This is a genomic window from Megasphaera hominis, from assembly GCF_014269395.1.
In the GTDB taxonomy this organism is placed as follows: Bacteria; Bacillota; Negativicutes; order Veillonellales; family Megasphaeraceae; genus Megasphaera; species Megasphaera hominis.
The window spans coordinates 1-20,303 of sequence record NZ_JACOGK010000003.1; the positions used below are offsets into that span (position 1 = coordinate 1).

A 20,303-nucleotide genomic window follows, 5' to 3' on the forward strand; every position below is an offset into this window, starting at 1 on the left:
TGCAATGATTGAGGATTACATTGGCTATTACAATACTAAGCGTTTACAGAGAAAACTGGGTGTAGTAACCCCGATGGAAAAGCACAATAACTATTACGTGGCAGCATAAAAACTGCCACCGGATATCGGTGGCAGTAATAAGTACATGTTTTATTTTTTGCTCTGTCTACTTGACGGGGAGCGGTTCATTCCGTCACAGGACTGGCTCTTGTTTTTTTACAGGAGAAAAGCAGGAAATCGACAATTTTTGTCTAATTCTTTATATATAGATGTTATAATGGAACTAGAACGGAGCGGCACCCTGTACGACGGTGCCCTGTTCTCGTATAAAAAGGAGTGGATATTATGGCCAAACGTACAGCAGCGGATATTATGGAAAAAGCGTTTGTAACGGCCCATCCGGAAACGTCGGTTTTTGCTCTGGTAGACATGTTTGTCAAACATAAAATAACGGCAATTCCTATTGTCAACGAAAATAAAGAACTCGTAGGCATCGTTACCGACGCGGATCTTTTGTACAAAAAGGTAAAACCCCATGTACCCCATTATGTAAACCTCTTAGGCGCCAGCATCTACTATAGCGGCATTAGCGCCTATAACCGGGGCTTTAAAAAACTCATGGCCTGCACGGCGAAGGAAATGATGACGAAAGACGTCATTATTGCTGCTCCCGATGCGGCAATTGAACAGATTGCCGGCGTCATGGTGGCAGAACACTTGAAGGTTATTCCTATTGTAGAAGATAAGCACGTTGTCGGCGTCGTTACCCGTGGCAATATCCTCGACGAATTGTATAATGAATACGGGGAAGACGGCCTGGAAGACGGCGTAGAAGCAGAAGAGAAAGGAGACCTGAACGAATGAGTGAAGACCAGGATAAGCGAACCGGCGCCGTACCTAACGGTACGATAGACCCAAAGAACCGGCCTGTCGTGCAAGTGCGTGACGTCATGTATAAATTATTCCTGACGGTTACCCCCGATACGCCTGTACGCAAGGTCTTTCGTATGTTTATCAAATACCGGCTCATGGCAATTCCCGTCGTCGACGAAGAAGACCATCTGATCGGTCTCATTACCAGTGCGGATCTCATGTATAAACAGACGAAACCACACGTACCACGGTCGCTGCCGATCATCGGTTCCAAGATTTTCACGAACCGTATGAATGGCTACGCGAAGGACTTCAAAAAACTGATGGACGAACCATGTGAAAAAATCATGACGAAAGACGTGATTATTGCCACGCCGGAAGCAGATACGGAACAGATTGCCGGTGTCATGGTTATTGAACATTTAAAGGTACTGCCTGTCGTAGAAAACCACCGGGTTGTCGGTATCATTACGCGTACCAATATCCTTCAGGATTTATACAAGGAATTCTGCACGACGAAAGTAGAACCACAGCAGTAACAGCAAAGAGATACACAAAGAAAGCGCCCATAAGGACGCTTTTTTTGTTTGTACACCCGTATTGCCCTAGTCACTCTATAGGCCTTGTGCTATAATATATAAATTACTAAAAGTGAAGACAGGATTACCTGTCTGTACCAATTCAGAGGAGGCACTAATGGATAACAAAGAACTCATCATTGTTGTCGATTTTGGCGGTCAGTATAATCAGCTTATCGCGCGACGCGTGCGTGAGAACCACGTATATTGTGAAGTCTATCCGTACCAGAAGGCAATGGCCAAGATTAAGGAATTACAGCCCCAGGGCATTATTTTTACGGGCGGTCCGGCCAGTGTATATGAAGACAACGCACCGAAAATCGAGGCAGACGTATTTGCCGCAGGTATTCCGGTTTTAGGCCTTTGCTATGGCATGCAGTTTATGGCCCAGACCCTGGGCGGGGAAGTCAAACATGCAGACCGGCGCGAATTCGGCAAGACCGAAACGACGGTAGATACGACATCGCCCCTGTTTAAGGGCCTGGCAGAACGGGAAGTTGTCTGGATGAGTCATCAGGACTACGTTGCCAGCCTGCCGGCAGGCTTTTCCATTATTGCCCACTCGGCAAACTGCCCTGTTGCGGCGATGCAGAATCCGGAACGGAAGCTCTATGCTATGCAGTATCATCCGGAAGTACTCCATACGGAACACGGCAAGGAAATGCTGCACAATTTCCTCTTTGAAGTCTGTGGCTGCAGCGGCTCCTGGACGATGGCCAACTACGCTAAGACGGCAGTAGCCCAGATCAAGGAAACCGTCGGTACAGGCAAGGTCGTCCTGGCTCTTTCCGGCGGCGTAGACAGCTCTGTCGCAGCGGCTCTTATCTCTAAGGCCGTCGGCAATCAGCTGACCTGTATCTTCGTTGACCACGGCCTCCTGCGTAAAAACGAAGGGGATGAAGTAGAAGGCGCTTTTAAAGACAGCGGCATGAATTTTATCCGCGTCGACGCCTCTAAGCGCTTCCTCGATAAATTGGCCGGTGTCACCGATCCGGAACGGAAACGAAAGATTATTGGCGAAGAATTCATCCGTGTCTTTGAAGACGAAGGCCGCAAGATCGGCGCTGTCGATTTTCTCGCCCAGGGTACGATTTATCCGGACGTCATCGAATCCGGTGCCGGCGATGCTGCCGTCATTAAGAGCCATCATAACGTAGGCGGGCTGCCGGCAGTTGTCGATTTCAAAGGCCTCATCGAACCGCTGCGCAACCTCTTTAAAGATGAAGTCCGCGAACTGGGTGCCGAATTAGGCCTGCCGGACTATCTTGTTTGGCGTCAGCCCTTCCCGGGCCCGGGCCTGGCTATCCGCATTATGGGCGAAATTACAACGGACAAGCTGGCTATCCTCCGTGATGCCGACGCTATTTTCCGCGAAGAAATTGCCAATGCAGGCTTGCAGCGCTCTATCAACCAGTACTTTGCCGTCCTCACCAATAACCGGTCTGTCGGCGTTATGGGTGACTTCCGTACATACGATTACACCTTAGCGCTCCGCGGCGTTACGACGACGGACTTCATGACAGCTGACTGGGCCCGTATTCCTTACGATGTCCTCGACAAGATTTCCAGCCGCATCGTCAACGAAGTAGACCACATCAACCGTATCGTTTACGATATTACGAGCAAACCGCCTTCCACCATTGAATGGGAATAAGGTCTGCAGGGCATTGATTCTTTGATATAAAACAAGCTCCTTTATAAGTGTACATCTTGTGTACCTCATAAGGGAGCTTGTTTTTCTTTATATAAAAGCAGGGGACATGGAAGAGATTGGTCACAAGTCCACTGACTTTTATTATAAAGTCTGTTTTTTTAGTAGAGCCGTTCCATGACGTCGTCATCAATCTTGAAGGAATGGGCATCATCCGGGAAGGTACCGGCCTGTACCTCTTTGACGTAGGCCGCAAAGGCCGCCTCCATGGCGGCGCCAACTTCACCGAAGTGTTTGACGAATTTTGGCGTGTAGTCGCTGAAGAGACCGAGCATATCCTGGTAGACGAGAATCTGGCCATCGCAGCCGGCACCACCGCCGATGCCAATGGTCGGAATCGTCAGTTTTTTCGTAATCAGGGCGGCTAATTTGGCCGGTACACACTCGAGAACGACGGAGAAGGCACCGGCTTTCTCGATAGCCAGGGCGTCGTCGATGAGCTGCTTGGCGGCTTCTTCATTTTTTCCCTGGACGCGGTTGCCACCGAGGGAATTGACCGATTGTGGCGTCATGCCTAAATGAGCCATGACCGGAATGCCGGCGTCGGTAATAGCCCGGATTTGCGGGCATACAGCAGCGCCGCCTTCGAGCTTGACCGCGTTGCCACGGCCTTCCTTCATGAGGCGGCCGGCGTTTGTTACAGCCTGTTCGATGGAAACCTGATAGGACATGAAAGGCATATCGATAACGACCATCGTGTCGTGGCAGCCACGGGCCACGGCATGACCAAAGGTGATCATGTCTTCCATCGTAACGGACAGTGTATCCGGCAGGCCGAGCATGACGTTGCCCAGGGAGTCGCCGACGAGAATAGCATTGATGCCGGCCTTTTCCTGCAGCTTAGCTGTGGAGTAATCGTAGCACGTCAGCATGGAAATCTTTTCACCGCGTTCTTTCATTTCTGCAAAGGTTCGTACCGTATTTTTCATAGGAATCATCCTTTCCGGGAAACCGCATCGTTTCCTGTTGTATATATGATTTGATGGCCGTGTAATCCCGCGTGGGATGCTTTTGCTCGGCTAAGGCGACCAGCCTTTGTGAGAGCAGTACATACGACTCCCGGTCCGGGAACGGCAGGATGCGCATGTGTTTTTGCAGCGTATCTGCATCGCCTCGTTCTACAGGTCCCGTCAGGGCTGCTACCGGTCCCGCCTGAGCGACGTGACGGGCATTGCCCAGAAAGAGGGGCGAGAGGGCCTGGCGCGCTGTTTCCGGCGTAAAGCCGCACGCTTCGAGAAGTGACTGGCTTTCGGCGAAAAGGGCGACGACCAAATTACTGGCAATAGCAGCTGCACAGTGATAGGCTGCTTTTTTGTGGCCGTCTATGGCCTGCACGTGCAGGCCCAGCCCTTCCAGCCATGCTTGAAAGAAGGCGTGCTTTTTCTCAGACCCTTCGAGCGTAAAAAAAACATCCGCCAGTTCGTGGTAAGCTTCATAGGGATCGCTTACAGCAACTAACGGATGAACGGAGAAGCCAAAGGCTCCACGCTGCTCTATATCAGGGAAGGCTGCAGTTGCAGTCATGGCCCCGCTGCAATGACAAAAGATTTTTCCTTGAATCGTTTCATTACGTACCGCTTCGTAGGCAGAAGCAATACAACCATCGGGAACTGTGAAAAATAATACATCACTCTCAGCGATCAGATCGTTTCTTTCCGAGTAAACGTCTGATGCCGTAAATGCTGCCGCTCTTTGAGCCGATTGAATGTTGCGGCTATAATAACCTGTAACTTCAACGCCGTGCTGGCAAAAATATTTTCCCAGTGTAAAACCTACTTTTCCCGCTCCGATAAAACCAACCTTCATGTAATCACCCCTTTCGGTGATGCATGACACAGTTACGGTGGAGAACCGATTCAGATATATGCAGTACAGCTTCCGTAAGGAATACCGTCCATCGCTTCAAAGTCTAGCATAGAACAGCGGCTATTGTCAATGTGTTATTAACATAGGCCGTTGCCCGGCGTGAATGCACTGTACAGAAGATAAGAATGTAAAAAATGCTTGCCAGAAGACCTTGTAATATGATATTCTTTAAATAGGTAATAATTAAAATTTGTTAATAATAAAGATGCTTTATTGGTAAAGATATCCCGTTTGCAGCAACGAAAGGGGAACCGGAAATGGAACAAAATAAACTGCCTGACGTATTAAAAGGCTTAAAAGTATTGGATATGACGCGGGTTATTGCCGGTCCGTATTGCGGCATGATGCTGGCTGATATGGGCGCCGAAGTGGTAAAATTGGAAGTGCCGGGAGTAGGCGATGATGCCCGGGCATATCCGCCCTTCCAAAACGGCGAATCCATGATGTTCCAGCTTTTTAACCGTAATAAGAATTCTATTACGCTGAATCTGAAGACAGATAGAGGCAAGGAAATATTTAAGGAATTGCTGCCTCATTTTGATATTCTTTTGGAAAATTTCCGTCCCGGTGTGATGGACAAGATGGGCCTTGGCTATACGGATTTAGAAAAAATTCATCCCGGCCTGATTTATGGTGCCGTTTCCGGCTTTGGCCAGACCGGCCCGTATTCGCAAAAGCCTGGGTATGATATTGTCGGTCAGGCCGTAGGCGGTCTCATGAGTACGACCGGCTGGCCCGGTGGTGAACCGACGCGAACGGGTCCGGCTATGGCGGATCTGCTGAGCGGCCTGAATCTGACGGTCGGTGTTCTCAGCGCGTATATCCGCCGCCAGCAGACTGGCCATGGTGATAAAGTCGATATCGCCTTAGTCGATTCCGTCGTTGCCGGTCTGGATTTCCTGCCTCAGTGGTATTTTACTACGGGCAAGGTACCGGAACGAAACGGCAACATGTATAATGCTGCCTATCCCTATGATACATTTAAAGCACAAGATGAAACCTTCGTCATTGCCTGTGGCAATGATAAACTGTTCCATATTTTGCTTGAGGTAATGGGACGCACCGATGCAGCCGGCGATCCGCGCTTTCAAACCAATGACCTGCGCTTGCAGAACCATGTAATCCTGAAACAGATGATCGAAGAATGGGCGGCTGACAAAAAAGCCGATGAGGTTGTAAAAGCCCTCAATGATAGTGGCTGCCCGGCCTGTGTCGTCTTCGATATTGCCCGTATTACAAAAGATCCTCATATTGCCGGTGACAGAAAGATGTTTGTCGACATAGAAGGACCCAAAACGGGTATGATGCATTTGACCGGCACTGTTTTCAAATTTGCCAACGGTCATGCAGATATTTATAAACGGGCGCCGGAACTGGGAGAAGAAACGGAAGAGTACCTCACGTCTATGCTTCACTACACGCCGGAAGAAGTGGCTGCCTTGCGTAAGGATAAAATTATTTGACCACTGCCTGTCAAGGTGTATATAAATACCCCGGACCGTTTTTTGCCTGAGGCATGACGGTCCGGGGTATTTGGCTAAGAGACTGCCTGGTTCACCAGGTGATGGCGCGGTCAAAAAATATTTGCTCTTCAGGGATTAGTCCTTGCAGCAGAACGTGAGCTCCGCCGGCAGGGAGAAACCCCATGTTCTGATACAGTGTGGCTGCCGGTTTATTTCCCGCCCACGTATCGAGCCGGATGACCGGCAGCTTTCGTTCCTGTGCCACCGTAATGGCATACTGTACCAGCCTGCGGCCGTAGCCCTTGCCAGCCTGACTGGGGGGAATACAGAGAGTATGAATGACGAGTACCTGCTCAGGTGTTGCTTCATAATGCCAGGTACCGGCAGTATACTCTTCCGGCTGCAGCTGGTTCAGAATGACACTGCCACAGATAGTACCTTCTTCTTCCAATACGTAAAGGTAGTTCTTTTGAAACGCTGTTTCTGCTGTTTCTTCCGTTGGGTACACGTCGAGAACCCAATTGGAATGGGTGCCGTGCTCCTGCTCGTACGTTAACAGCTCGCAGTACGTTGCGGCAACGTGTGGAATATCAGCCTTGGTGGCTATGCGAATCATGTTGATCGCCCCCTCTTTCTTAGTATAGGTTAAGTATACGCGCAGGCAGGCCGGTTAGGCAAGATACAAAAAAGATTTTAACAAATTTAATTTGACAAAATAGAATAGCGTGATACAATAAAAACAGAAATAAGATATTCCCATTCGTTTCGTCAGCCTCTCTGCTGGTGGCTAAGGCCATGACGACAGGAGTATTTAATGGTATAATTAAAAAGATAAAGGAGCATGTCCTATGAGCAACGTAAAAGAATTAACAACGTCTGATTTTACTGGCAGTGTCGTATCCCATAAAGGTGTGGCTGTCGTCGATTTTTGGGCTACCTGGTGCGGTTATTGCACCCAGATGGCTCCTGTGTATGCAGCGCTTTCATCCCAGTTAGGCGATCAGGTTTTCTTCGGCAAGGTGGACAGTGATGCGGAACCGGAATTGGTGCAGCAGTATGAAGTCGAAGTCTTGCCGACGTTTCTGATTTTTAAGGACGGCCGCGTCGTCGACCGCAAGATCGGAGCGATGCCCTTAGAAACACTGAAGCAGGCTGTGCTGGCACACGTATAAGGTATACTGTTGCCGGAGGGGAGCTCTGTTGCCTGTTCATCAGCACTATAAAGCACTCTCCCGGTAAGGTGGAAATTGACAATACCTTTAAGTCATGATAAAATGATGTCTGATTTTGAAAAGATAACGGCAAGGGTCTTTTCAAAGCAATTGTACGGGACCACTTTCCATGGGAAAAGTCAAGGCCATACGGACAGCCGGGTCCACTGCCGATTGGCAGCCTTTTAGGTGCTGCCTTATTGATTGAGTGACATGCGCTCAGCTTTCAAAAGTTGGTTACTTCATAACCGAAATGCGCCTGTGCGCTAACTTGTGAAACGGTCAATACGAGTAGTAAAAGTAGAATTGCTATATAGACTCTGATCATCCGTCCCGTTGTGGTCTGTTTTTGTGCGTGCCTTTAGGCCGTATGACGAAAGACAGTTCATTGCCCGAATAGGAGCGCAAGTTGTGCCAGGCACAGCTTGCGCTTTTTTTATAGGCAATCTGGGGGTGTATGGAAATTTTGGAAACACGTAAACATCATTTGGATCAGAGTCGGGCGCCGATTTATGAGGCGCTCCAGAAATTTAGGGAAATGCGCGTCGTTCCCTTTGACGTACCAGGCCATAAGCGGGGCCGGGGCAATCCGGAACTGACGGCCTTTTTGGGCGAAAAGTGTGTCGGCGTCGACGTCAACAGTATGAAACCGCTGGATAACCTGTGTCATCCTGTATCGGTCATCAAGGAAGCCGAAGATTTGGCTGCAGAAGCCTTTCATGCAGCCCACGCGTTTCTCATGGTTGGCGGTACGACAAGCTCTGTACAGAGCATGATCCTCACCGTCTGTAAGCGGGGCGATGAAATCATTTTGCCACGCAATGTACATAAAAGCGTCATCAATGCACTCGTCCTGTGCGGTGCCATTCCGGTATATGTCAACCCGGCTATCGATGCCCGCTTAGGTATTTCCCTGGGCATGCAGCGCGAAGAAGTGGCCAAGGCCATTGCCAAGCATCCCAAGGCCGTAGCCGTTCTGGTAAATAACCCGACATATTATGGTATTTGCAGTGACCTGCGGGCTATTGTCAATATGGCGCATGCTGCCGGCATGCGCTGCCTCGTCGATGAAGCCCACGGTACCCATTTTTATTTTGGCAACGGTCTGCCTGTATCGGCTATGGCTGCCGGTGCCGATATGGCCTCTGTATCGATGCATAAAAGCGGTGGCAGTCTGACCCAGTCGAGCTTCCTTCTCATCGGTCCTAATATTCATGCCGGTTATGTGCGGCAGATTATTAACCTTATGCAGACTACTTCCGGGAGCTACCTGCTCATGTCCAGCCTCGATATCAGCCGTCGCCACCTGGCTTTGCACGGCCCGGAAATTTTCCATAAAGTCGTCGACATGGCGGCCTATGCGCGGCAGGAAATCAATGCGATCGGCGGCTATTACGCCTTTGGCCGGGAACTGATGAATGGCGACTCGGTTTTTGATTTCGATATTACAAAGCTCAGTATTCATACGCTGGATATCGGCCTGGCCGGCATTGAAGTCTATGACATTTTGCGGGATGAATACGATATCCAAATCGAATTTGGTGATATCGGCAATATCCTGGCCTATCTCTCCATGGGCGACCGTATGCAGGAATTGGAACGCCTGGTCAGCGCCTTGGCAGAAATTCGCCGGCACTATCAGAAGAGCCCTGCCGGCATGCTGACCCAGGAATACGTAGAACCGGTCGTCGTCATGAGCCCGCAGGAAGCGTTTTATGCCGATAAAATCAGTTTGCCCCTGGAAGAAAGCGAAGGCCGCGTCTGCAGCGAATTCGTTATGTGTTACCCGCCGGGTATTCCTATTTTGGCACCGGGAGAAAAAATTACGAAAGACATACTGGAACATATTCAGTACGCTAAAGAAAAAGGCTGCAGCATGACCGGCTCAGAAGATCCGGATTTGCAGCGCATTAATGTATTGGCCTGAAAGAGGGGGATTTGATGGAATTTTGGTTTAGTGAATTTCATACACCGGATGTTAAGCATAGCATCCGTGTAAACCGTCATTTGTATTCTAAGCAGAGCGAATACCAGCGTATCGACATTTTCGAAACACCGGAATTTGGCCGCGTTCTGACGCTGGACGGTAACGTCATGCTGACGGAACGGGACGAATTCATTTATGATGAAATGATAACCCATGTGCCCATGGCTGTCCATCAGGACTGCAAGGTCATCCTGGTTATTGGTGCCGGCGATGGCGGCGTCGTACGGGAACTGACGCGTTACGACCGGGTCGAACGGATCGACCTCGTCGAAATGGATCCGGAAGTTGTCCAGGCTTGCCGTAATTACCTGCCCGGCAATGCGTGCCGTCTCGATGACAGCCGTGTACACATCCATTTTGAAAATGCCTTGAAATTTATTCGCAGCTGTGAAGCGGAATATGACTTGATCATCGTCGATTCCATGGATCCCTTTGGTCCGTCAGAAGGCCTCTTTACACGGGAGTTTTATGGCAGCTGTTTCCACGCCCTCAAGGCTGATGGCATTATGGTCAACCAGCAGGGCAGCCCTTTCTATTCGGAAGATGCCCAGGCCATGCAGCGAAGCCATCAGCGCATTGCCCAGACCTTCCCGATCAGCAAGGTCTATCAGGCTCATATCCCGACGTATGCCGCCGGGTATTGGCTCTTTGGCTTTGCCAGCAAAAAATATCACCCTGTAAATGATCTCGACGCCGAAGCCTGGTCTGCCCTGCACTTGCATACGCGCTATTACACAACGCGTCTGCACGTAGGCTCTTTCTGGCTGCCGGCATTCCTGGAAGAAATGCTGCAGGAGGTGGAAAAGTAGGATGCTGTCACCCAATGTAGAAACCTTTATTGCCTGCAACGTACCCTACGAAAAAGCCCGCATCGTGCTCTACGGGGCCCCTTTTGATTCGACAACCAGCTTCCGCCCCGGCGCCCGTTTTGGCCCGCCGGCCATCCGCCATGAAAGCTTTGGCCTGGAAACATTCAGTCTTTACCAGCATGCAGATCTGACGGATTGTGCCGTCTTCGACAGTGGTGACCTGGAGCTTTGTTTTGGCAGCTCTGACGCAGCCCTGGCCGATATTCAGGCGCGGGCTGCCATCATCTTAGGCGACGGCAAGCTGCCCTTTCTCTTGGGCGGCGAGCACCTGGTAACCCTCGGCGCTGTCCGGGCGGCCTTGGAACTATACCCGGATCTGCACATCATCCAGTTTGATGCCCATGCAGACCTGCGGGACGATTATCTCGGGGCTAAGCTCAGTCATGCCTGCGTCATGCGGCGCTGCCATGATCTCGTCGGCGATGGCCGCATTCATCAATTTGCCATCCGTAGTGGTGAACGGGAGGAATTTCTCTTTGCCAAAGAGCATACGGATATGCATCCCTTTAGCTTTGCCTGCGTAGAGTCACTGGTCAAAGACCTGCGGCAGCGCCAGGTACCGGTATACTTTACAATCGATCTCGATTGTCTGGACCCGTCTGCATTTCCCGGCACCGGTACGCCCGAAGCAGGGGGAGTCACGTTTATGGAATTACTGCGCGCGTTGCGCGCTGTCTGCACAACCCGTGTCATTGGCGCCGATGTCAATGAGCTGGCGCCCATGCTGGACGCCAGTGGTGTATCGACGGCAACGGCCTGCAAGGTCGTACGGGAAATGCTGTTAGCTTTAGAAAAGAAATGCTGCCCCTCTGCATAAGAAGGGGGAAAGGAGACGAAATTATGAGCAAAGTACTTGTTATTGGCTGTGGCGGTGTTGCTTCCGTAGCCATTCAGAAATGTTGTCAGGTGAGCGAGGTCTTTACGGAATTGTGCATCGCCAGCCGGACGAAATCCAAATGCGACGACCTGGCAGCCAAGCTTATAGGCAAGACACAGACTAAAATTACGACGGCCCAGGTTGATGCTGACGACGTACAGCAGCTGATTGACCTCATCAAATCGTACCAGCCCGATCTGGTAATGAACGTCGCCTTGCCGTATCAGGACCTGACTATCATGGATGCCTGCCTGGCTTGTGGTGTGAACTATATGGATACGGCCAACTACGAACCGGAAAATACGGACGACCCGGAATGGCGTGCTATTTATGAAAAACGCTGCAAAGAAGAAGGTTTCTCGGCCTATTTCGATTACAGCTGGCAGTGGGCCTATCGTGAAAAATTCGAAAAAGCCGGACTCATGGCCCTCTTAGGCTGCGGCTTTGACCCGGGCGTTACCCAGGCCTATTGTGCCTATGCTAAAAAGCATGAATTCGATACGATTGATACGATTGATATCCTCGACTGCAATGGTGGCGACCATGGCTATGCCTTTGCGACGAATTTCAATCCTGAAGTTAACCTGCGCGAAGTATCCGCACCGGGCAGCTATTGGGAAGACGGCCATTGGGTAGAAATCCCGGCTATGAGCATCAAACGGGAATACAATTTCGACCAGGTCGGTGACAAGGATATGTACCTCCTGCATCACGAAGAAATTGAAAGCCTGGCCCAGACCATTCCGGAAGCAAAACGGATTCGTTTCTTTATGACCTTTGGCCAGAGCTATCTCGATCACATGCGTTGTCTCGAAGACGTCGGCATGCTTTCGACGAGCCCCATCGAATTTGAAGGCCATCAGATTGTGCCCATCAAGTTCCTCAAGGCACTCTTGCCGGATCCGGCCAGCCTCGGTCCCCGGACAAAAGGCAAGACAAACATTGGCTGCATCTTTACGGGCAAGCAGGATGGCCAGGAAAAGACCTATTATATCTATAACATTTGTGATCACGAAGAATGTTATCGTGAAGTGGGCAGCCAGGGTGTCAGCTATACGACAGGCGTACCGGCTATGTGTGGGGCCCTCATGATGCTGACGGGTAAATGGAACAAACCCGGTGTCTATACTGTAGACGAACTGGATCCCGATCCGTTCCTGGATGCGCTCGATCAGCATGGACTGCCCCGTTCGGAAACGCATCATCCCGTTTTGGTGCCGTAATGACGACGTCTTTATATACCGTGCCGCCTGCTTTTGCAGGCCTGCACGGGAAAACACCAAAAGAACTCTTCGGCCAGCTGCCGACGCCGTGCTACATTCTTGACGAAGCTATGCTGCGTCATAATGGAGAAATGATGGCAGCCATTGCCAAGCGGACGGGCTGTCATTTCCTCTTGGCCCAGAAAGCCTTTTCCAATTACGACTTATACCCTCTTTTGGCAGACTACGTGAGTGGTACTGAGGCCAGTGGCCTTTATGAGGCCCGTCTGGGTGCCGAAAAGATGCCGGGAAAAGAAGTTCATGTCTATTGCGGTGCCTATAAGGAAACTCAATTTCCTGAGGTCATCCGCTATGCCGATCATATCGTCTTTAATTCGCCTTCCCAGCTGGCTAAATTCGGTCCGGCGGCTAAAGCTGCCGGCCGCAGCCTGGGCCTGCGGATTAACCCCGAATGCTCGACACAAGAGGGGACGTCCCTCTATGACCCGTGTGCACCGGGCAGCCGTCTCGGCACGACGCGGGCCCAATGGGATGCGCATATGACAGCAGATCTGATTGCTCTCTTGGACGGCCTCCATTTCCATACACTCTGTGAACAGGATTCGTCTGCCTTGGCGACGACACTGAAGGCTGTAGAAGAGAAGTTCGGCTTTATCCTGCCGCAGCTGAAATGGCTCAATATGGGTGGTGGTCATCACGTGACGCGCCCAGGGTATGATCTGGCCGAACTGGAAACCTGCATCACGACGGCTCAGAAAAAGTGGCACGTCGAGGTCTATCTGGAACCGGGGGAAGCGTGGGCTCTCAATGCCGGCTATTTGGCGACAGAAGTGCTCGATGTACTGGTTAACGGCACGACGCACGTGGCTATGGTTGATACGAGCGCTGCCTGCCATATGCCGGATGTCATTGAAATGCCGTACCGGCCACCCCTGTATGGTTCCGGTGAAGCCGGGGAGCAGTCCTATACCTATCGCTTAGGCGGACCGACCTGTCTGGCCGGTGACGTTATTGGCGATTATAGCTTTGCTCAGCCTCTCCAGCCGGGAGACTTTCTCCTCTTCGGCGATATGGCAATCTATACGACCTGCAAGAATAATACCTTCAATGGCATGCCCTTGCCGGCTATTTATGTATTGCACGAAACGGGACAATTGGAATGTCTCCATACGTTTGGCTACAAAGATTTTCTCTATCGCTTAGGCAAGTAAATAACAAAAAATGAGGCCTTGCACCAAGTGAGGCAATCGGTTAGGAAAAAGGCTCCTGTAACAGGGAGCCTTTTTCCTGTTCGTATATTGACGGGTAACAGATTGCAATTATAATGGAAGTATATAGTATATGCTTTTATATAGGCATCATTTGTATGTATGCGATTACGGCCCTTTCGGGATATGGTCTTTTTACCGTTGTAATGGATTCCCGTGTGGCTGCCTTTGCAGCGAAAGGAGCGATTCCTATGCCATCTCTTCACGTTGAATTCTATTCCGATGCTTTAAAAATTGATACGGGCGTGGAAGTGATTTATCCGCAGAATTGTGCGCGCACGCCTGAGCCGCTGCGCAGTGTCATCAAACCCCCTTTCCAGGTTTTGTACTTGCTGCACGGAATCATGCGGGATCAGACAAGCTGGATTCGTTTTACCAACATTGAGCAGTATGTCATGGATATGGGCCTGGTCGTCGTTATGCCTACGACAGGCAGGGGCCATTATATTAATCAGCCGCATGGCTATCGTTACTTTGATTATATTACAAAAGAACTTCCGGAAATTATGAACAACATGTTCCGCATTTCCCAGAAGCGGGAAGACACGTTTATTGCCGGCCTTTCTATGGGAGGCTACGGCGCCTTGCACGCTGCGGCCCTTTGTCCGGAACAGTATGCAGCAGCAGCCAGCCTGTCCGGCGTCGTCGACGTAGGAATTTTTTATGATTCAGATGATTTCTATTTTGATGCAGAAAAGTGGATGACCTTTGATAATAGGGATCCCCGTGGCGGTAAAGACGATCTCCTCGTGGAAATTAAAGCGGCCAAAGAAAAGGGAATTGAGCTGCCGAAAATGCTTTGTGCCGTCGGCCGTCAGGATTTCTTATATCCCTGCAACGTCGCCTTTTACGAAAAAGCCCGCCAGCTGACAGAGATAGAGTTCTGGGAAGAAGATGGCGATCACGTATGGGAATTCTGGGATCGCAATATTAAGAAGGTTCTGGATTGGCTGCCACTGAAGCAGCGGATTAAAGGTTATAAACAACAATTAGTCATTAAATAAGCAACAAACGAAATAAAACCGCGAGTCCATATTGAAAGAAATTTTCAGTATGGACTCGCGGTTTTTAAAAACAGAAAAGAAAAAATCTCCCGCTTCACGAGAAGCGGGAGAAAGAGGAGGAGATTATTTAGCGAAATAACGTGCCAGGAGACCATCAAAGATGCGGCCATGACGTGCTTCGTCTTTGCACATTTCATGAACTGTATCATGGATAGCATCGAGGTTCAGCTGTTTAGCAAGGGTTGCGATTTCTTTCTTGCCTGCGCAAGCGCCCTGTTCAGCAGCAGCACGCATTTCGAGGTTCTTCTTCGTGTCGTCCGTTACGACTTCGCCGAGCAGTTCAGCAAATTTAGCAGCGTGTTCGGATTCTTCGTAAGCAATGCGTTTGTAAGCTTCGGCAACTTCCGGATAGCCCTGGCGGTCAGCAACACGGCTCATAGCGAGATACATACCAACTTCGGAGCATTCGCCTGTGAAGTTCTGACGGAGACCTTCGAGGATTCTTTCATCAACGCCTTTAGCGATGCCTACGCGATGTTCATCAGCATATACTTTTTCGCCTTCAACGAGTTCCGAGAATTTTTCTTTCGGAGCGCCACACTGCGGACATTTTTCCGGAGCTTCATTGCCTTCAAATACAAAACCGCAAACGCCACATACAAATTTTTTCATAGTAATTACCTCCCACAGTAATTAAAGACATTTTGAAATTAACTATTGATTGTTACTAACAAATAACTCTTATTTTTTACAACTACATTATAGCAGGGTCTATTACTTATTGCAAGGCTTTTTTTGTAAATATTGTTATATGTTAGAAAAAATAAATTATGGTGCCATGGGTTACTGTCAATACCAGGGGAGCAAGAGACAAACAACGCGGAAAAAGAGACAAAAAAAGACTGGAACCTGTGCGTTCCAGTCTTTGGCATTACTTAAAAGCTGCTTCGTCTTTAAAATCTTTGTTGCTTGTGCTCCAGCTCTTCCATTCGTCGAGCCAGTCTTTTAATTTGGCCTGCGGGAAGACGTTATCGCAGAGCGTGGATTTCAAGGCTGCACGCAATTCCTGTTCCTTATCGCCTAAGGGATAAATATCTTTGTATTCATCATAGACTTCCCAGAAATCTCTCATATGGAGGTTGGCATAGGTTAAGCCATAAATCCGGAAACAGGCATCGCATAATGTAATAAATACGGCTTCTTCATTGTGCTGGTTCGCATCGTCGAGACCACAGCAGCGCGTGTACAGATGAATGTTATTACCAAACAGATGACGCAGGTAATCATACACGTCGGAAACCATACCAGGCTGCAATTGCAGCAGCTGACAGCCAGGAGCAAAATAAATAGGGTACTGGGCAATATTATCGAATTCGTCCATCATTAACACCTCTTTGTACAGATTATTTGTCAAATACTTATCTTCATTATAGCATAGGCTATTTCGCATTGCAATTCTGCGGCATCTGCGTATTTGTTGAGAATCATTTATAAAATTTAAAAAAGTTACTATAAAAAATAATTTTTCTTTTAAATTTATTGAATATATCGCAAATACATAAATGTAATTGATGGGAATGAGGGAACAGAGCAAGACGCTATAGAAACATGTTTTTGCTTTTTTTGTATGCCTTGTATGACCTATGATTTATTTGAATGTCAAAAATGGGTAAAAATACTAAGACAGAGGTAAAAAAATTTCAAATCAAGGAGAGGCTTTTTGTAGTATCCTTAAAGCGTAATAGTTACAAGATGGTAGATTCATATATGGCAAGTGGCTTTTTTCACTTGATACGTAGTCATTTAGTTTAGGAGAGGTGTTCAAAACAATGGAAAGAAAGTTTAAAACGATGGATGGGAACACGGCAGCAGCGTATATTGCCTATGCGTTTACGGAAGTAGCTTCTGTATTCCCTATTACGCCTTCATCGCCGATGGCCGAACACGTAGATGAATGGGCTGCCCAGGGTAAGAAGAATTTATTTGGTCATACTGTAAAGCTTCAGGAAATGCAGTCTGAAGGCGGTGCTGTAGCCGCTATGCATGGTGCGTTGCAGTGTGGTGCCTTAGCCAATACCTTTACCTCTTCCCAGGGTCTCATGCTCATGATTCCGAGCATGTTCAAAATTGCCGGCGAATTATTGCCAGGTGTATTCCATGTAGCTTCCCGTACGGTTGCTTCCCACGCCCTGACCATTTTTGCTGAACACAACGATGTCATGACGACCCGCAGCACCGGTGTGGCTATGCTTGCTGAATCGAGTGTACAGGAAGTCATGGATTTGTCGGCCATTGCCCACGCTGCTGCCATTTCCAGCCGTGTGCCGTTCATGAACTTCTTCGATGGGTTCCGTACGTCCCATGAAATTCAAAAAATCGAAGTTATCGATTATAAGGATTTGGAACAGTTTATCGATCAGGACGCATTGCTTGAATTCCGTCAGCGCGCCTTGAACCCGGATCATCCTGTATGGCGTGGTGCTTGTGAAACCGGCGATATTTACATGCAGCACTTAGAATCGCGTAATAAATTCTACGATGCCATTCCTGATATGGTCGAAGACTATATGAAGAAAGTTCAGGAAATTACAGGCCGTGAATATCATCTCTTCAATTATACAGGTGCACCGGATGCAGAAAACGTTATCGTCATCATGGGTAGTGGTGCCGAAGTAACCGAAGAAACTGTCCGCCGTCTCGTTGCCCAGGGCCGTAAAGTAGGCTGTCTCAATATCCACCTCTTCCGCCCGTGGTCGGAAAGACACTTCCTGGCCGCTTTGCCTAAGACGGTAAAACGCATTGCCGTTCTGGACCGTTCGAAAGAACCGGGTGCTAATGGTGATCCGGTTTACCTGAGTGTAGCTGCTACGTATGCTACGGCACAGGCTGCACCGCAGATTTATGCCGGCCGCTTTGGCTTGGGCGGTAAAGAATATTTGCCGGCTGATGTCGTTGCCTGCTTCGATAACCTCGAACAGAGCGAACCGAAAAATCATTTCGTCCTCGGCATTGTCGACGACGTAACCAACCTTTCTTTGCCGAGAACCAGCGATATCAACCTGGGCCAGGAAGAACTCCATGCCTGCAAGTTCTGGGGCTTTGGCTCTGACGGTACTGTTGGCGCCAATAAATCGGCTATCAAAATTATCGGTGACAATACGGACCTCTATGCACAGGGGTATTTTGCCTATGACTCCAAGAAATCCGGCGGTGTAACCGTATCGCACCTGCGCTTTGGTAAAGAACCGATCCGCATGCCCTATCTGATTCATCAGGCCGACTTTATTGCCTGCCATCGTCAGTCCTATGTACATAATTTCGATTTGCTCCAGGGCATCAAAGAAGGCGGCACATTCCTCTTGAACTGCACGTGGTCTCCGGCTGAACTGGAAGAAAAACTGCCGGCTTCCCTGAAACGCAGTATTGCCAAGAACCATGTCAAATTCTACATTGTCGACGCCGTTGCCATTGCACAGAAGATCGGTCTCGGCGGCCGTATCAACATGGTCATGCAGTCGGCCTTCTTCAAATTGGCTAACGTTATCCCCTTGGATCTGGCAATCAGCAAATTGAAGGATTCCGTCGTCACGTCGTATGGCAATAAAGGCCAGCGTGTTGTCGACATGAACTGGGCCGCTATTGATGCCGGTGTACAGTCCATCGTTCCCGTTTCGTATCCGGAAAGCTGGGCTACAGCAGAAGATCAGACAACGGACACGATGAAACATACGGAATTCTTCAAGAAATTCGCTGCCCCCATGGAAGCTCTTCAGGGCGATACATTCCCTGTATCCATCTACGATGGCTGGGAAGATGGCACATACCCCCTGGATACAGCAAAAGAAGAAAAACGCGGTGCTTCCGTATTCGTACCGACTTGGGATGTAGATAAATGCGTACAGTGTAATAAATGCTCCTTCGTTTGCCCCCACGCTGCTATCCGTCCGTTCCTGACAACCGATGAAGAAGCCGCACAGGCTCCGGCAGGTTTGGCTAAGAAGAAAGCCATTGGCACTGACAAATACAACTTTACCATTGCTATTTCCGTAAACGACTGTCTGGGCTGCACCTCGTGCGTCAAGGTTTGCCCGGCTCAGGCACTGGAAATGACCGATTATGATAAGGAACAGGATAAAGCGGCTCTCTGGGATTACCTCGTTGATTTGCCGCAGAAACCGAACTTCCTCGACAAAACGACCGTAAAAGGCTCGCAGTTTGAAATGCCGTACCTCGAATTTACAGGCGCTTGCGCAGGCTGTGCAGAAACACCGTATGCCAAGGTTATTACGCAGCTCTTCGGCGACCGCATGATCATTGCCAATGCCCACGGCTGCTCTAACGTTTGGGGCGGCAGTGCGCCGACAAACGGCTACAAGATGAACCAGCAGGGGCATGGCCCGGCTTGGGGCAACTCGCTTTTTGAAGATAATGCCGAATATGGCTTAGGCTTCTTCATTGGCGACCGCAGCAACCGGGAACTCCTGAAGGGCTACGTCGACGATGCCAAAGCCGTTGCTTCGCCGGAACTGGCAGCACTCCTGCAGGACTGGGAAGACAACATGGAAGTAGCCGACGGCACACGGGAACGTTCGGATGCTGTCATTGCTGCACTGGAAAAAGAAAAAGCCGGCAAATACGAATTAGAACGCGTATATAGCATGAAACAGTATTTGATCAAACGTAGCACGTGGATCTTTGGTGGTGACGGCTGGGCTTATGATATCGGCTTCGGCGGCCTGGATCACGTATTGGCACAGGATGAAAATGTCAACGTATTCATCTTCGATACAGAAGTATATTCCAATACAGGCGGTCAGCCTTCCAAAGCTACGCCGACGGCTGCTGTTGGTAAATTCGCTACGATGGGTAAACGGACGAAGAAGAAGGATTTGGGCATGATGTGCATGAGCTATGGCTACATTTATGTAGCTCAGGTAGCTATGGGTGCCGACCCGAATCAGTTCATGAAGGCTATTGCCGAAGCAGAAGCCTATGATGGCCCGTCCATCATCATCGGCTATGCACCGTGCATTAACCACGGTCTTAAAGCCGGTCAGGGCAGCAGCCAGCTGGAACAGAAACGTGCCGTTGATGCCGGTTACTGGCAGCTGTACCGCTACAACCCGGATCTGAAGGATCAGGGCAAGAATCCGTTCAGCCTGGATTCGAAAGAACCGAAGGCTAACTTCCGTGACTTCCTCATGGGCGAAGTACGCTTTGCTTCTCTCCAGAAGGTAGATCCTGATCAAGCTGAAGCACTGTATCAGAAGACGGAAAAGGATGCGCGTGATCGTTATGAAAGCTATGTAAGAACGCAAAAAGCCTTTGACTTATCTTTAGACAAATAAAGCTCGTTTCTATGCTAACCATAGA

The 20,303-nt window shown here is 49.4% G+C and carries 18 protein-coding genes; 13 read left to right on the top strand and 5 right to left on the bottom strand.

Annotated elements, in window-relative coordinates; all coding sequences use genetic code 11:
• Positions 1-4: 4 nt before the first annotated feature.
• From H8J70_RS12800 to guaA, 4 genes are all read left to right on the top strand, one after another.
• Positions 5-109, top strand: coding sequence for an IS3 family transposase (locus tag H8J70_RS12800; RefSeq protein ID WP_425489114.1), 105 nt, complete (start codon positions 5-7; stop codon positions 107-109).
• 236 nt (positions 110-345) lie between these two features.
• Positions 346-864, top strand: coding sequence for a CBS domain-containing protein (locus H8J70_RS01380; RefSeq protein WP_186501969.1), 519 nt, complete (start codon positions 346-348; stop codon positions 862-864).
• Positions 861-1,412 (top strand): CBS domain-containing protein, encoded by a 552-nt coding sequence (locus H8J70_RS01385; protein WP_186501970.1) that lies wholly within the window; start codon positions 861-863, stop codon positions 1,410-1,412. Before H8J70_RS01380 ends, H8J70_RS01385 begins: the two co-directional genes overlap by 4 nt.
• 157 nt (positions 1,413-1,569) lie before the next feature.
• Positions 1,570-3,105, top strand: a complete 1,536-nt coding sequence (gene guaA, locus H8J70_RS01390) for a glutamine-hydrolyzing GMP synthase (protein WP_186501971.1) — start codon at positions 1,570-1,572, stop codon at positions 3,103-3,105.
• Between the two features lie 158 nt (positions 3,106-3,263).
• On the opposite strand, the gene panB is transcribed toward guaA, so the two are convergent.
• The gene (gene panB / locus H8J70_RS01395; RefSeq protein WP_186501972.1) at positions 3,264-4,091 is read right to left on the bottom strand and encodes a 3-methyl-2-oxobutanoate hydroxymethyltransferase; all 828 of its coding nucleotides are present in this window, start codon (positions 4,089-4,091) and stop codon (positions 3,264-3,266) included.
• Entirely contained in the window at positions 4,045-4,968 is a 924-nt protein-coding gene (locus H8J70_RS01400) for a Rossmann-like and DUF2520 domain-containing protein (RefSeq protein ID WP_186501973.1), read from the bottom strand. The genes panB and H8J70_RS01400 overlap by 47 nt, the downstream gene beginning before the upstream one ends.
• Before the next feature lie 317 nt (positions 4,969-5,285).
• Here H8J70_RS01400 and H8J70_RS01405 point away from each other — a divergent pair, with 317 nt between their 5' ends.
• Entirely contained in the window at positions 5,286-6,491 is a 1,206-nt protein-coding gene (locus tag H8J70_RS01405; RefSeq protein ID WP_186501974.1) for a CaiB/BaiF CoA transferase family protein, read from the top strand.
• 91 nt (positions 6,492-6,582) lie between these two features.
• Here H8J70_RS01405 and H8J70_RS01410 read toward each other — a convergent pair whose 3' ends face one another.
• A complete protein-coding gene (locus tag H8J70_RS01410; protein ID WP_186501975.1) occupies positions 6,583-7,107 on the bottom strand; it encodes a GNAT family N-acetyltransferase in 525 nt (174 codons plus the stop codon).
• Positions 7,108-7,339: 232 nt separating this feature from the next.
• On the opposite strand from H8J70_RS01410, the gene H8J70_RS01415 reads away from it, so the two are divergent.
• From H8J70_RS01415 to H8J70_RS01445, 7 genes are all read left to right on the top strand, one after another.
• A complete protein-coding gene (locus tag H8J70_RS01415) occupies positions 7,340-7,663 on the top strand; it encodes a thioredoxin family protein (RefSeq protein ID WP_186501976.1) in 324 nt (107 codons plus the stop codon).
• A 505-nt stretch (positions 7,664-8,168) separates the two neighbouring features.
• A complete protein-coding gene (locus tag H8J70_RS01420; RefSeq protein WP_222433533.1) occupies positions 8,169-9,629 on the top strand; it encodes an aminotransferase class I/II-fold pyridoxal phosphate-dependent enzyme in 1,461 nt (486 codons plus the stop codon).
• A 14-nt stretch (positions 9,630-9,643) separates the two neighbouring features.
• Positions 9,644-10,498: a polyamine aminopropyltransferase gene (gene speE, locus H8J70_RS01425; protein ID WP_186501978.1), complete on the top strand. Its 855-nt coding sequence runs from the start codon at positions 9,644-9,646 to the stop codon at positions 10,496-10,498.
• A gap of 1 nt (position 10,499) precedes the next feature.
• A complete protein-coding gene (speB, locus tag H8J70_RS01430) occupies positions 10,500-11,375 on the top strand; it encodes an agmatinase (RefSeq protein WP_186501979.1) in 876 nt (291 codons plus the stop codon).
• A gap of 23 nt (positions 11,376-11,398) precedes the next feature.
• Positions 11,399-12,658 carry a saccharopine dehydrogenase family protein gene (locus H8J70_RS01435; protein WP_186501980.1) on the top strand — a complete coding sequence of 420 codons (1,260 nt, stop codon included), beginning with the start codon at positions 11,399-11,401 and terminating at the stop codon, positions 12,656-12,658.
• Positions 12,658-13,869 carry a carboxynorspermidine decarboxylase gene (locus H8J70_RS01440; protein ID WP_186501981.1) on the top strand — a complete coding sequence of 404 codons (1,212 nt, stop codon included), beginning with the start codon at positions 12,658-12,660 and terminating at the stop codon, positions 13,867-13,869. Before H8J70_RS01435 ends, H8J70_RS01440 begins: the two co-directional genes overlap by 1 nt.
• A 248-nt stretch (positions 13,870-14,117) precedes the next feature.
• The gene (locus H8J70_RS01445; RefSeq protein ID WP_222433534.1) at positions 14,118-14,930 is read left to right on the top strand and encodes an alpha/beta hydrolase; all 813 of its coding nucleotides are present in this window, start codon (positions 14,118-14,120) and stop codon (positions 14,928-14,930) included.
• A 123-nt stretch (positions 14,931-15,053) separates the two neighbouring features.
• Here H8J70_RS01445 and H8J70_RS01450 read toward each other — a convergent pair whose 3' ends face one another.
• Positions 15,054-15,602, bottom strand: coding sequence for an NADH peroxidase (locus tag H8J70_RS01450; RefSeq protein WP_186501983.1), 549 nt, complete (start codon positions 15,600-15,602; stop codon positions 15,054-15,056).
• Between the two features lie 259 nt (positions 15,603-15,861).
• Entirely contained in the window at positions 15,862-16,311 is a 450-nt protein-coding gene (locus H8J70_RS01455; RefSeq protein WP_186502061.1) for a hypothetical protein, read from the bottom strand.
• Between the two features lie 448 nt (positions 16,312-16,759).
• On the opposite strand from H8J70_RS01455, the gene nifJ reads away from it, so the two are divergent.
• Positions 16,760-20,278: a pyruvate:ferredoxin (flavodoxin) oxidoreductase gene (gene nifJ / locus H8J70_RS01460; RefSeq protein ID WP_186501984.1), complete on the top strand. Its 3,519-nt coding sequence runs from the start codon at positions 16,760-16,762 to the stop codon at positions 20,276-20,278.
• The last annotated feature ends 25 nt before the right edge of the window (positions 20,279-20,303 follow it).

Bases quoted from the DNA above. Each gene is read 5' to 3' on its own strand.
- panB (WP_186501972.1), bottom strand. From the start codon at position 4,091: ATGAAAAATACGGTACGAACCTTTGCAGAAATGAAAGAACGCGGTGAA.
- H8J70_RS01385 (WP_186501970.1), top strand. From the start codon at position 861: ATGAGTGAAGACCAGGATAAGCGAACCGGCGCCGTACCTAACGGTACG.
- H8J70_RS01450 (WP_186501983.1), bottom strand. From the start codon at position 15,602: ATGAAAAAATTTGTATGTGGCGTTTGCGGTTTTGTATTTGAAGGCAAT.
- H8J70_RS01455 (WP_186502061.1), bottom strand. From the start codon at position 16,311: ATGGACGAATTCGATAATATTGCCCAGTACCCTATTTATTTTGCTCCT.
- H8J70_RS01445 (WP_222433534.1), top strand. From the start codon at position 14,118: ATGCCATCTCTTCACGTTGAATTCTATTCCGATGCTTTAAAAATTGAT.
- H8J70_RS01380 (WP_186501969.1), top strand. From the start codon at position 346: ATGGCCAAACGTACAGCAGCGGATATTATGGAAAAAGCGTTTGTAACG.
- H8J70_RS01410 (WP_186501975.1), bottom strand. From the start codon at position 7,107: ATGATTCGCATAGCCACCAAGGCTGATATTCCACACGTTGCCGCAACG.
- H8J70_RS01400 (WP_186501973.1), bottom strand. From the start codon at position 4,968: ATGAAGGTTGGTTTTATCGGAGCGGGAAAAGTAGGTTTTACACTGGGA.
- guaA (WP_186501971.1), top strand. From the start codon at position 1,570: ATGGATAACAAAGAACTCATCATTGTTGTCGATTTTGGCGGTCAGTAT.
- speE (WP_186501978.1), top strand. From the start codon at position 9,644: ATGGAATTTTGGTTTAGTGAATTTCATACACCGGATGTTAAGCATAGC.
- H8J70_RS01405 (WP_186501974.1), top strand. From the start codon at position 5,286: ATGGAACAAAATAAACTGCCTGACGTATTAAAAGGCTTAAAAGTATTG.
- speB (WP_186501979.1), top strand. From the start codon at position 10,500: ATGCTGTCACCCAATGTAGAAACCTTTATTGCCTGCAACGTACCCTAC.
- H8J70_RS01440 (WP_186501981.1), top strand. From the start codon at position 12,658: ATGACGACGTCTTTATATACCGTGCCGCCTGCTTTTGCAGGCCTGCAC.
- nifJ (WP_186501984.1), top strand. From the start codon at position 16,760: ATGGAAAGAAAGTTTAAAACGATGGATGGGAACACGGCAGCAGCGTAT.
- H8J70_RS01415 (WP_186501976.1), top strand. From the start codon at position 7,340: ATGAGCAACGTAAAAGAATTAACAACGTCTGATTTTACTGGCAGTGTC.
- H8J70_RS01435 (WP_186501980.1), top strand. From the start codon at position 11,399: ATGAGCAAAGTACTTGTTATTGGCTGTGGCGGTGTTGCTTCCGTAGCC.
- H8J70_RS12800 (WP_425489114.1), top strand. From the start codon at position 5: ATGATTGAGGATTACATTGGCTATTACAATACTAAGCGTTTACAGAGA.